The organism is Kocuria sp. CPCC 205260 (assembly GCF_040981045.1).
Taxonomy (GTDB): domain Bacteria; phylum Actinomycetota; class Actinomycetes; order Actinomycetales; family Micrococcaceae; genus Kocuria; species Kocuria palustris.
The window spans coordinates 58,608-70,875 of sequence record NZ_JAVKPT010000009.1; the positions used below are offsets into that span (position 1 = coordinate 58,608).

A 12,268-nucleotide genomic window follows, 5' to 3' on the forward strand; every position below is an offset into this window, starting at 1 on the left:
ACATCACAGACGCCGGTTCTGGATGGTGACCCGACAAGGGCATGATATTTCCCAATTGACGCCGTGACCGACCCTGCGCCAGCTAAGATGAGGTTCGATTCTCCCTCCCCTCACCCCCTCGGAAGGACGACAAGTGCAGCAGATCCCCGCAGTCAGCGTCGCTGACCTTGATGTCGACGCTGCGACTCGGCAAGCACTGGGGCCGTCGTACGGTCGGCCCGCAGCGCTTTCCGATGACCTGTCGTCGCACTGGGCGGGCAGACTGGTCCTGCCTCCCCACCCCTCTTGGGAAGGCGATCGAATGGACTGGACCGCCGATCCTTTTCAGGATCGCAATTGGCAGTTCCAGCACCACACGTTGCGCTGGCTCAATCCCCTCCGGTGGTCGGCCCTGGACGGCGACGCACGCGCCCGTGATGAATGGCGAGCCGTGGCGCGCTCCTGGTTCCATGCGAATGTGCCCCCGTCATCGGCAGCCAGTGCATTCGCGTGGAAGGACATGGCCGATGGGAATCGAGCACTGCAGCTATCCCTGGGCGCAGCTCTTCTCGCTGATGACGACGAGTGGTTCATAGATCTGCTGAAGGCGCACCGAGAGTGGCTCATGGATCCAGAGCACATCGTGGGCAAGAACCACGGCCTTCACCAACACACAGGACTCTTCGTCCTGGGGGCAGTGATGCGCGATGACGAGGCCATGGACACGGCTGTCACCCGGATGGCAGACCAGTTCGCGACCACATTCGACGCCCAAGGTTGCAACGACGAAGGCTCCACTGCTTATCACCAGATGAACCTTCGCTGGTGGTCTCAAGCGTGGCGAAGGGTCGCCCTCGAGGGCAGGGCCATTCCTGATTTCGCAGCACACCGGCTGGCTGGCGCAGGAACAGTCCTCGCCCATCTGGCTCAGCCCGACGGGAGGTTGCCACAGATTGGCGATTCTTCCCGTGGCCCGGTCTCCAGGGGACTCGATCCGGTGGCGGACTTCGCCGCAACCAAAGGCGTCCGCGGCACTCGTCCCAAGGCCACTGCCTTGGTACTCGACGGCGGTTACGCGATCTCTCGCAGCGGTTGGGGGGAGCAGCGAAAGATTCACAACGAGTCGCATATGATTCTCCGTCACGGACCCTTCGTTCGAGCCCATGCTCACGCGGACCTGGGAAGCGTCCATATCTACGCTGCAGGCAGACCGTGGTTGGTAGACAGCGGATTCCACAGCTATCAGAGTGCGGACCGCACCCGTCAGCATCTGCATTCCCGACAGGCCCACAACCTGGCTCTTCTTCCTGAACGGGAGTATTCGCCCCGCTCAACAGTCGCCATCGAGCGTGCGGAGATCACGGAGACTGTCCATGACTTCGCAGTGCTCGACCCCGGGTATCCGGGCGTCCAGCTGCGTCGCCGCGTGATCTACCTTGCCGGTCCGGACTGCTGGATCATCCGTGACACTGCAGACGGCGACACAGGATCGCTGCTCCGACAGCACTGGCAGGCCGACCTCGGTCTGCGTTGCCGACGTCACGATCGAGGGTTCACTCTGCAGGACAAGGATCGTTCGATGTCCTTGACCTGGCTCGGCGGGACCCCTCGCCTCTCGCGACACGAGGCTCAAGACGGTGATCTGCGCGGTTGGGTCGGCACACGGTGGAAGACCCTCAAGCCGGGGACTCTGCTCACTGCGGAGAGGCAGAACCCTGATCGTGGGCTGACGGTCCTGATCGCACCGAATGCAGGGACACCCCTCGGTATCGTCGACTCGTATGTCACGACCTCGGGCACCGTCACAGCCACATTGTGCCGCGGAGGGGGTGCATGGAAGGTGCGCATCGAAGATCGCCAAGAGGTGGTCGTCTCACCTGTGCTCTGACTCCCTGATTCGCGTCGTTCTCAACTTCGGCGACCGAGCGCTCGACGTCGAGGCCAAGACCAGCGGAACAGAGTCGGCCCGAACTCGCCGATGACGGCGGGCCGAACATTCCTCCCAGGCGCCGACCACTCGTGGGTCATATGCCGGAAGTGCGCCTACAGCGACAGCAGGTCTCTGAAGCCTAAGCGGACCTGGAGGGGACTGGGCGGTGGTTCCAGCCTCCGGGCGCAGAATCCGGGCCACCGTGCACCTCTCCGGTCACAGGGGCTCGCGAGTGGTCACCGAGGCAGGCGACAGCCGGGCCGGCCCCTGCACCGGTGACCGCTCGTTGATGGCCCGCACGAGGCCTGCCCTCGAGCGCGTCATGGCCGGCTATCGGCATCAACGGGTCTCATTCGACGCGCATCAGACCCGCGACTTCGTGGGTCGTGTCCCCTCGGCGCGCCCCTGCCCTTGGTGGTTCCGTTCAGGCAGCGGGCCTTGCTCGCTGAAGCAGAAGCTCACTGCCCTGGCCCGACTGGAGACGTCGGGCTATACGCGCATTCCTGCGCACAGCCTCGAAGCCTGTGATAGCAGAGGCGGGTCGAAAACGACGAAAGGCACCCCGGACCAGATGGTCCGGGGTGCCTCCGATGCCCTGGGGACATCGCACTGTGCGCGGAGGGGTGTTGAGTCTCACTACCTCGTCACCACATGTCTCAAAACCTCATCAACACCAGCGGACCCACGATGAGACATGACCCGCCGCCGCCTCGGGACCTTCAGGCAGCCCGCCAGAGGCGGGAGAAGCCTCACCTGCAACCGGCACGCCGCTCGGCACCGTCGAGGCGCCTTGCCGCCGGGACGTCGGAGCCGCCCCGGTCAGCCTGGGAAACCAGAGCGACCCCACACCCGGACCCACGGGACGTGACGGCACCCGAGCGACATCGCCAGGCACCCACCGTCTGACGGGTAGCGGTCGGATTCGTACCGAAGCCTGGACTGGAAGGAAGGGGCCGTGCACAACGAAAAACACCCCGAACCGGGGGTTCGGGGTGTTTCCGATGTACTGAGACATCGCAACTGTGCGCGGAGGGGGACTTGAACCCCCACCCTCTAATACGAGGACTAGCACCTCAAGCTAGCGCGTCTGCCTATTCCGCCACCCGCGCGGGTGACTCACGATCCTGCCGGAAACCGGCCGGTCGCTGAGCAACGCGGACTACTTTAGCACAGCCTGGGACTCACCAGAGACGCGAACGGGCCGCCGGCTCCCCGAGGGGAATCGGCGGCCCGCGAGCCGGAAGCGATCAGTTCCGCTCGATCGCGGCCCGGTAGACCTCCAGGGTGCGCTCGGCGATGGCCTCCCAGGCGAAGTGCTCCTCGGCGCGCTTGCGCCCGGCGCGGCCCATCTCCCGCGCCCGCTCGGGATCCGAGAGGACATCGGTCAGCGCCGCGGCGAAGTCCGAGATGAACTTCTCGGGATCCAGCGGGGTGCCGGAGCCGTCGTCGACCTGCTCGATCTCGACCAGGCGGCCGGTCTCGCCGTCCACGACCACCTCGGGGATGCCGCCGGTGGCGGTGGCCACCACGGCGGAGCCGCAGGCCATGGCCTCGAGGTTCACGATGCCCAGCGGCTCGTAGATCGACGGGCAGGCGAAGGCGGTGGCGTGGGAGAGGATCTGGATGACCTCCCGGCGCGGGAGCATCTTCTCGATCAGGACCACGCCGTCGCGGGTGGACTTGAGCTCGTCGATCAGCTGGTTGACCTCGGCACCGAGCTCGGGGGTGTCGGCGGCGCCGGCGCACAGCACGAGCTGGACGGACGGATCGAGCTGCTTCATGGCCCGCAGCAGGAAGGGCACGCCCTTCTGCCGGGTCACGCGCCCCACGAACGCCACGGACGGCCGGGACGGGTCGATCCCGTAGGTCTCCAGGACATCGGTGGACTCGTCGCGGTCCCACTGCTCGACGTCGATCCCGTTGTGGACGGTGTGCACCTTCTCGGGGTCGACCTCAGGGTAGGAGCGCAGGATGTCGCGGCGCATGCCGTCCGACACGGCGATGATCGCGGAGGCGCCCATGTACGCGGTCTTCTCCACGAACGACGACAGCGCGTACCCGCCGGCCAGCTGCTCGGCCTTCCACGGGCGCAGCGGCTCGAGCGAGTGGGCGGAGACCACGTGCGGGATGCCGTGCATGAGCCCGGCCAGGTGCCCGGCGAAGTTGGCGTACCAGGTGTGGGAGTGGACCAGGTCGGCGCCGGCGATGTCGTCGACCATGGTCAGATCGGTGCCCAGCGTCTCGAGGGCGGGGTTGGCGCCCTTGAGGTCGGCGGGCACGGGGTAGGCCTTCACGGTCGCGCCGTGGAAGTCCGGCTCGCGGGGCTCGCCGAAGCAGCGGACGTTCAGGTCCACCAGCGGGGCCAGGACCCGGGACAGCTCGGCCACGTGGACGCCTGCGCCTCCGTAGATGGCGGGCGGGAACTCTTTGGAGATGATGTCGATGCGCACGTGATCGACACTACAGTCCCCCGCTCGGGCTGCCCATACACGCGCAGCGGATTCGCCCACGTCGTGCCCGCACGGAGGGCTCCGTGCGCCGGCACGAGCGCCACCGCGTGACCGCAGAGCGACGAACCCGAAAATGCGAGTGCAAATTGCGGCAAGGCGGCTTCCCATCGGCACCGATTCAGGGTTGAGTAAGCCCGGGTGCGCGGACGTGATCTGCGCCTCCTCTGGGGGCGGGGCCCCCGGGACGACGACGTCTTCCACGCGAGAGGTTCCATCATGGTGCGACCGAATGTCCTTGCCATCGTTCTGGCTGGCGGCGAGGGCAAGCGCCTGATGCCGCTGACGGAGGACCGGGCCAAGCCCGCGGTCCCGTTCGGCGGGTCGTACCGGCTGATCGACTTCGCCCTGTCCAACCTCGTCAACTCCGGCTACCTGCAGGTGGTCGTGCTGACCCAGTACAAGTCGCACTCCATGGACCGCCACCTCTCGGAGACCTGGCGCCTGTCGACCCTGCTGGGCAACTACATCGCCTCGGTCCCGGCCCAGCAGCGCTCCGGCAAGGACTGGTTCCTGGGCTCGGCCAACGCGATCTTCCAGTCCATGAACCTGATCGACGACGCCCGCCCCGACTACGTGGTGGTCGTGGGCGCGGATCACGTCTACCGCATGGACTTCTCCCAGATGCTCGACTTCCACATCGAGAAGGGCGCCAAGGCCACGGTGGCCGGCGTGCGGCAGCCGATGTCGCTCGTGCAGTCCTTCGGCGTGATCGAGACGGATCCGCAGGACTCCTCCCGCATCACCCAGTTCGTGGAGAAGCCCGAGACCACGCAGCCGCTGGCCGATGACCCGGGCCAGTTCCTGGCCTCCATGGGCAACTACATCTTCACCGCCAACGCCCTGGTGGAGGCCCTGCGCGAGGACGACCAGCGCGAGGACTCCAAGCACGACATGGGCGGCGACATCATGCCGTACTTCGCCGATCGAGGAGAGGCCGCCGTCTACGACTTCACGTACAACGACGTCCCCGGCTCGACCGATCGCGACCGCCAGTACTGGCGCGATGTCGGCACCCTGGACTCCTACTACGACGCCCACATGGACCTGCTGCGGCCCATGCCGATCTTCAACCTCTACAACGAGCAGTGGCGCATCTACACCCACCAGGTCGTCGCACCGCCGGCCAAGCTGGTGCGCGGGCCGTACCACGAGGGCGGCGTGGCCACGGACTCGATCCTCTCCCCCGGCGTGATCGTGGCCGGCGGACGGGTGCAGGAGTCGATCCTCTCGCCGCGCGTGCAGGTGAGCAATCACGCCCGCGTGGCCGAGTCGGTGCTGATGCACAACGTCAAGGTCGAGGACGACGCCGTCGTGGAGCGCTGCATCGTGGACAAGAACGTCGTGATCCCTCAGGGCGTGCGCGTGGGCGTGAACCTGCAGGAGGACCGCGAGCGCGGCCTCACCGTCACGGACTCCGGGATCACGGTGATCCCCAAGAACTTCACGTTCTGAGACCGCTGAACACGACGGCGCCGGCCCCCTCGCGGCAGAGGGGGCCGGCGCCGTCGTCATGCCGGGTCGCAGAGGACCGGTCGGGGACCAGGCCCGCCGCGGCTCAGCTGAGCCGGGTGATCTCGACCGTGACGTCGAGAGACTCGGTGGAGGAGCCGCCGGTGAGCATGCCCTTCAGCGGGGGGACGTCGCGGTAGTCGCGGCCGTGGCCGACCTTGACGTGGCTGTCGTCGAGCGTCTTGTGGTTGGTGGGGTCGTAGGCGCGCCAGTCGCCGTCCCACCACTCGAGCCAGGCGTGGGACTCCCCCGCCACGGTCTGCCCGATCCCGGCGTCCTCGTCAGGGTGGATGTAGCCGGAGACGTAGCGTGCCGGGATCCCGAGCTCCCGCAGCAGCGCGATGGCCACGTGGGAGAGGTCCTGGCACACGCCCTTGGCGTCGCTCCACACGGCGTCGGCGTCGGTGTGCACGCCGGTGACGCCGGATTCGTAGGCGACCCGTTCGGCGATCCGGCGCAGGATCTCCCGGGCTGCGGCATCGGGCGTCTCGGCGGTCTCGCGCACCTGCTCGGCCACGGCCTTGAGCTCCTCGCCGGCCGCGGTCAGGGACGTGGGCGCGATGTACTCCGCCTGGGTGTCGAGCAGGTGCGGGTCCCGCAGCTGCTTCCAGCCCACCCTCTCGACGTCAGTCTCCGCAGCCGCGGAGCGGTCCACGTCCACAGTGGCCGAGGAGCGCACCTCGAGCACGGTGTGGCGGTGGGGGACGTCGAAATCGGCCACGCGGGTGCCGAAGTAGTCGACGTAGTTGTGGATCGAGGCCGACGACGGCTTCACGGCCAGCTCGGCCGTGATGACGTGCTGCTCGTCGTCGCTGACCGGGGTCATGCGCGCCTCGTTGTGCGAGCGCGAGACCGTGCCCTCGTAGGTGTAGCGGGTGATGTGATCGATCTTGAGCCTGCTCACAGGACACCTCCGAACCAGGACGCCTCCTGGGCGTGGATGAAGTACTTCTCGCTCACGGCCTTCGAGGCGCGGCTGATGGCGGACTGGACGTCGTTGAGCTGCCGAGGCAGGTGCTTCACGATGTCATCGGAGCTGTCGTACTCGAGCTCCATGAGGGCCTTGCCGATGATGCGCCGGGCCTTGCTGGACACGCCCAGGCGCCCTCCGCCGGGATCGAGGTCCGAGAGCACCTTCTCCGCCCGGCGCAGCGAGTAGATGATCGTGCGGGGGAAGAGGCGGTCGAGGACCAGGAAGCAGGTCGCGGACTCGTCGTTGAAGGAGCCGCCGCGCGAGCGCAGGAAGGCCTCGTAGGCCCCGGCGCACTCGAGGATCTCGGCCCAGGTGGCCTCCCCGGAGCCGCCCCGGGAGGAGGCGCGGGTCCACAGCAGCCGGGCGGTCATGTCCGCGCGCTCGAGCGTGACGCCCAGGGTCAGGAACTGCCAGGACTGGTCGTGGGCCATGGTCATGTCGGCCAGGCCGCGGGTCATGGAGATCCGCTCGGAGGCCCACTGGCACATGCGGAAGGTGCCTACGGTGTCCTTGCGGTGATCGACCAGCCCGTAGTTGGTGGCGTTGAGGGTCTGCCACATGGAGGAGGAGACGATCTCGCGAGCCCGGCGGGCGTTCTCGCGCGCCGCTCCCACGGAGCCTGCGATGGACGTGGTGGTCTCCGGGTTCCAGGCGAGCTCGAAGATCATGTCCTGCACGCCGGCATCGGCCTGGGGCTCCACGCCCATGATGGCCATGATCCGACGGGCCTCCACGCCCTGCTCGTGCTCCGGCAGCTGCGTGATCCGCTCGAGGTGGACCTCGAGGATCCGGGCCACGCCGTCGGCGCGCTCCATGTAGCGCCCGATCCAGAACAGCGATTCTGCGATGCGGCTGAGCATCAGCGCTTCCCCTCTCCCGTGGTGCGGCGGACAGCTGCAGCGTCGTCGACGACGGCCGCCTGCTGCTGCTGCTCCTGCTGGCGGCGCAGCGCGGAGTCATCGAAGTCCCCGCCGTGGGCCGGTGCGGTGGCCTCCATGTCGGCGACGGTCTCGGTGGTCTCCGGATCGGCGGCCGGCTCCAGGCGGTGCTGCCCGACGACCCAGGTGTCCTTGGAACCGCCGCCCTGCGAGGAGTTCACGATCAGAGAGCCCTTCTGCATGGCCACTCGGGTGAGTCCGCCGGGGAGGACGTACATGTCGTCGCCGGAGTTCACGCAGAACGGGCGCAGGTCCACGTGCCGGGGCGAGAAGCCCTCGCCGTCGAAGGTGGGGACGGTGGACAGCTGCAGCACGGGCTGGCCGATCCAGCCGCGCGGGTCCTCGAGGATCTTGGCGCGCACCTCCTCGATCTCCTGCTCGCTGGCCAGCGGGCCGATCACGATCCCCTTGCCGCCCGAGCCGTCGACGGGCTTGACCACGAGCTCCGCCAGGTGCTCCAGCACGTAGGCGCGGGCCTCGTCCTCCTCGAGCCGGTAGGTGTCCACGTTGGGCAGGATCGGCTCCTCGTCCAGGTAGTACCGGATGAGGTCGGGGACGTAGGAGTAGACGAGCTTGTCGTCGGCCACGCCGTTGCCGATCGCGTTGGCGATGGTGACATTGCCCTGGCGCGCTGCGTTCACCAGGCCCGGGCAGCCCAGCACGGAGTCGGGGCGCAGCTGCAGCGGGTCGGTGAAGTCGTCGTCGATGCGCTTGTAGATCACGTCCACGCGCTGCTCGCCCTCCGTGGTGCGCATGAAGACGCGGTCGCCGCGTACCACCAGATCGCGGCCCTCCACGAGCTCCACGCCCATGAGCCCGGCCAGCAGGGTGTGCTCGAAGTACGCCGAGTTGAACACCCCCGGCGTCAGCACGACCACGACGGCGTCGTCGCCGGGCTCCGGGGCCGTGCTCCGCAGCGCGTGCAGCAGCTGTCGCGGGTAGGAGTCCACGCCGAGGATCGGGGTGGAGACGAAGGCCTCCGGAAGGCCCTTCATCATGGCGCGGCGGTTCTCGATCACGTAGGAGACGCCCGAGGGCACGCGCACGTTGTCCTCGAGCACGCGGAAGGTTCCGGCGTCGTCGCGCACCAGATCGATGCCGGCCACATGGATGCGCACCCCGCCCACGGGCTTGAAGCCCCACACGCAGCGGTGGAAGTGCGAGGACGACGTGATCAGCGACCGCGGCACGATGCCGTCCGAGATCACCCGCTGCTCGCCGTAGACGTCGTCCAGGAAATGCTCGAGGGCCTTCACGCGCTGCTTCACGCCGCGCTCCACGACCTCCCATTCCTCCTGCGGGATGATCCGCGGAACGATGTCCAGCGGGAAGGGCCGCTCCTCCCCGGCGTAGTCGAACGTCACGCCGCGATCCAGGAAGGACCGGGCCATGAGCTCGTCGCGTCCGGTCACGGAGGACAGGTCGAGGCCGTCGAGGACCTCGTGCACCCGGTCGTACGGAGCGCGCACGGCCCCGGGGTCGGAGAACATCTCGTCATAGGCCGTCTGGCCAGACAGATCGTCCGGATAGCCGCTGAACAGTCTCGTCATGTCGTGGCGGTCGCTTCCTCGTCTGCGCTGGATCTGCGGCCGCGCCGCGGAGCCGGGCCCCTTGCCCGTCATGAGTGTCACACATCCGAGCACCGCCGCCCGGTTGCCCCACGGGATGACGGGCACCGGTGAGCTGTCCCTAGGATGGGTCCGTGCCGACTCCCAGCCTGACCCGTCAAGAAGCAGCCGATCGCACTGAGCGCGTGCACCCGCACCGATGCGAGGTCGACCTCGACCTCACCGGCGCCCCGGATGCCGCGCGCCGCACCTTCCCCGTGGAGGTGGCCTGGACCTTCTCCTTCGACCGGGCCGACGGCCCCGATGAGACCTTCCTGGACTTCACCGGCGAGGTCCTGGAGCTGGAGATCAACGGCCGCAGCCTCAGCGCCGAGGAGATCGCCGCCGCCTTCGCCGAGGACCGTCTGCGCCTGGAGGGCCTGCAGCCCCAGAACCGGGTGCGCGTGCGCGGCGAGGCCCTCTACTCCCGCTCCGGGGAGGGCATGCACCGATACACCGACCCGCAGGACGGCGAGGTCTATCTCTACACGCAGTACGAGCCGGCCGATGCCCACCGCGTGATGCCGTGCTTCGATCAGCCGGATCTGCGCGCCGAGTGGGTCTTCCGCCTCACCGCCCCGCAGCAGTGGGCAGCGCGCTCCAACGGCACGCCGATCAGCACTCCGGCGCAGGACGGCTCAGCTGCGACCCGCCACGAGTTCTCCCCCACGTTGCCGATACCGGCCTACCTGACGTCGGTGCTGGCCGGGCCGTATGTCAGCGCCGAGTCCTCGTGGGAGTCCTCGGCTCCTCAGCGCCCGCAGCACCTGCCCCTGCACCTGTGGTGCCGCGCCTCGATGGCCGAGCACCTGGACGCCGAGGAGATCTTCACGATCACCCGGCAGGGCCTCGACTTCTTCACCGACCTGTTCGACATGGCGTACCCGTTCGACACCTACGAGCAGGCCTTCGTCCCCGAGTACAACCTGGGCGCCATGGAGAACCCCGGGCTGGTCACCTTCACCGAGGACTACCTCTTCCCGGACGGCGCCAGCCGCCAGCAGCTGGCGGGCCGCGCGAACACGATCCTGCACGAGATGGCGCACATGTGGTTCGGGGACCTGGTGGCCATCCACTGGTGGGAGGACCTGTGGCTGAAGGAGTCCTTCGCCGAGTTCATGGGAGCCCACGCCTCGGTCAGCGCCACGCAGTTCACCGAGGCCTGGGCGGGCTTCGCCGTGGGGCGCAAGGCCTGGGCCTACCGCCAGGACGCCCTGTCGACCACGCATCCTATCGTGGCCGACGTGCCGGACGTGGCAGCGGCCAAGCAGAACTTCGACGGCATCACCTACGCCAAGGGGGCGGCCGCTCTCAAGCAGCTCGTGGCCTTCGTGGGCCTCGAGGACTTCACGCGTGCATGCCGGGTCTACTTCCGCCGTCATGCGTTCGGCTCCGCGCGCCTCGAGGACTTCCTGGCCGTGCTCCAGGAGTCCTCCGAGCGAGACACGGCCTCCTGGGCCCGCGACTGGCTGGCCACCACCGGGGCCACCGTCCTGCGGTTGCAGACCCACCGCGATCCCGACGGGGCCCTGGTCTCGGCCTCCCTGACCCCGGAGGGCACCGTCCACGACCCCGCCTCCGAGCGCGATCATCAGCTCGCCGTCTCCGTGTGGGGGGCCGCGCAGCAGCCCCAGCGCACCGTCGAGCTCACCCTGTCCGGGCGCACGGCCCACGAGTTGCCGCATCTGGCAGGTGCCGACGGCGTGCTGGTGGTCAACGACCGCGACCTGGACTTCGCCGAGATCGTGGTCGATCAGCCCACGCGGGAGGATCAGCTGGCCCGGCTGTCGTCGATCCCGGACCCCATGGCCCGAGCCGTGGTGTGGTCCGCGCTGTGGACCGATGTTCGCCAGGCCCGCCTGGACCCGGAGGACTTCGTCGCGGCGGTGATCGAGCACCTGTTCGTCGAGTCCGACGAGGCCGTGTTCACCACAGTGCTCGGCCAGGCGGAGGAGGCCCTGGAGTCGTACCTGCCGGCACGACGTCGCCCCCAGATCCGCGGCCGGCTGATGGAGCGGGTGATCGGGCAGCTGCAGGCCGCCGAGCCCGGCTCGGACCGCCAGCGCAGCCTGGCCTCCTCCCTGGCCCGCCTCAGCCACCGCGACGGCGCCGCCCACGGCCTGACCCAGGACCTCCTCAGCGGGGAGGTCGTGATCCCCGGTCTGCACCTGGGCCCTGCCCTGCGCTGGTCCCTGCTGACCGGCCTGGTGGCCACCAACCACGCCGTGGACTCCTCGATCCTGCGCGAGTCCGAGCGCGATGCCTCCCGCATCTCCCAGATCGGTCGGGCCCGCACGAACGCGGCACGGCCCACCGCACGCGCCAAGGACCTGGCGTGGGCGGAGATCCTGGGCCACGAGCTGACCAACGACCTGCTCTCCGCCACGATCGAGGGCTTCCAGCTCGGCAGCCCGGACCTGCTGGCCCCGTACCGGACGCGCTACTTCGAGGTCATCGAGCCCGAGTGGTCCCAGCGCTCCATCGGCATGGCCACCCGCCTGGTCCGCGGCCTCTTCCCGGCCGCGGCTGACCTGTCCCCGAGGGCCGATCCCGAGCAGGATCCGATCCTGCGGCGCAGCGGGCAGTGGCTGGACGAGCACGCCCAGGCCGATCCGGCCCTGCGCCGGATCGTGATCGAGTGCCGCGACGAGCTCGCCCGGAGGCTGCGGGCCCAGGCAGCAGCCAGGCCCTGAGGCCGACGCCCATGACGTCCCAGCCCACAGCCCCGCAATCCCCGGCTCAGGCGCCGCCTCGTGACAGACTGGCGGGACCGGGAGACCGACTGTCCCCGGCAGCAGCGGATGGCAGCGCCCGGAGCGCGC

The 12,268-nt window shown here is 68.6% G+C and carries 7 protein-coding genes and 1 tRNA gene; 3 read left to right on the forward strand and 5 right to left on the reverse strand.

Translation table 11 applies throughout. The features are described from left to right. Nucleotides 1–133: 133 nt before the first annotated feature. A complete protein-coding gene (locus RF645_RS11985) occupies nt 134–1,867 on the forward strand; it encodes a heparinase II/III family protein (RefSeq protein WP_006215874.1) in 1,734 nt (577 codons plus the stop codon). A 1,065-nt stretch (nt 1,868–2,932) separates the two neighbouring features. Here RF645_RS11985 and RF645_RS11990 read toward each other — a convergent pair. Both RF645_RS11990 and glgA read right to left on the reverse strand, forming a co-directional pair. Next, nucleotides 2,933–3,018, reverse strand: a tRNA-Leu gene (locus RF645_RS11990). 138 nt (nt 3,019–3,156) lie between these two features. Further along, entirely contained in the window at nt 3,157–4,359 is a 1,203-nt protein-coding gene (gene glgA / locus RF645_RS11995) for a glycogen synthase (protein WP_006215555.1), read from the reverse strand. 276 nt (nt 4,360–4,635) lie between these two features. Here glgA and glgC point away from each other — a divergent pair, with 276 nt between their 5' ends. Beyond that, nucleotides 4,636–5,871: a glucose-1-phosphate adenylyltransferase gene (gene glgC / locus RF645_RS12000; RefSeq protein WP_040561435.1), complete on the forward strand. Its 1,236-nt coding sequence runs from the start codon at nt 4,636–4,638 to the stop codon at nt 5,869–5,871. 103 nt (nt 5,872–5,974) lie between these two features. On the opposite strand, the gene RF645_RS12005 is transcribed toward glgC, so the two are convergent. From RF645_RS12005 to RF645_RS12015, 3 genes are read right to left on the reverse strand one after another with little or no spacing between them, the layout of a single operon-like run. Further along, on the reverse strand, nt 5,975–6,832 hold the full coding sequence (locus RF645_RS12005; protein ID WP_006215553.1) for a transglutaminase family protein: 858 nt from the start codon (nt 6,830–6,832) through the stop codon (nt 5,975–5,977). Then, nucleotides 6,829–7,761 (reverse strand): alpha-E domain-containing protein, encoded by a 933-nt coding sequence (locus RF645_RS12010; protein WP_006215552.1) that lies wholly within the window; start codon nt 7,759–7,761, stop codon nt 6,829–6,831. Before RF645_RS12010 ends, RF645_RS12005 begins: the two co-directional genes overlap by 4 nt. After that, nucleotides 7,761–9,389, reverse strand: a complete 1,629-nt coding sequence (locus RF645_RS12015; RefSeq protein ID WP_040561433.1) for a circularly permuted type 2 ATP-grasp protein — start codon at nt 9,387–9,389, stop codon at nt 7,761–7,763. Before RF645_RS12015 ends, RF645_RS12010 begins: the two co-directional genes overlap by 1 nt. 152 nt (nt 9,390–9,541) lie before the next feature. On the opposite strand from RF645_RS12015, the gene pepN reads away from it, so the two are divergent. Further along, on the forward strand, nt 9,542–12,139 hold the full coding sequence (pepN, locus tag RF645_RS12020) for an aminopeptidase N (RefSeq protein ID WP_006215550.1): 2,598 nt from the start codon (nt 9,542–9,544) through the stop codon (nt 12,137–12,139). The last annotated feature ends 129 nt before the right edge of the window (nt 12,140–12,268 follow it).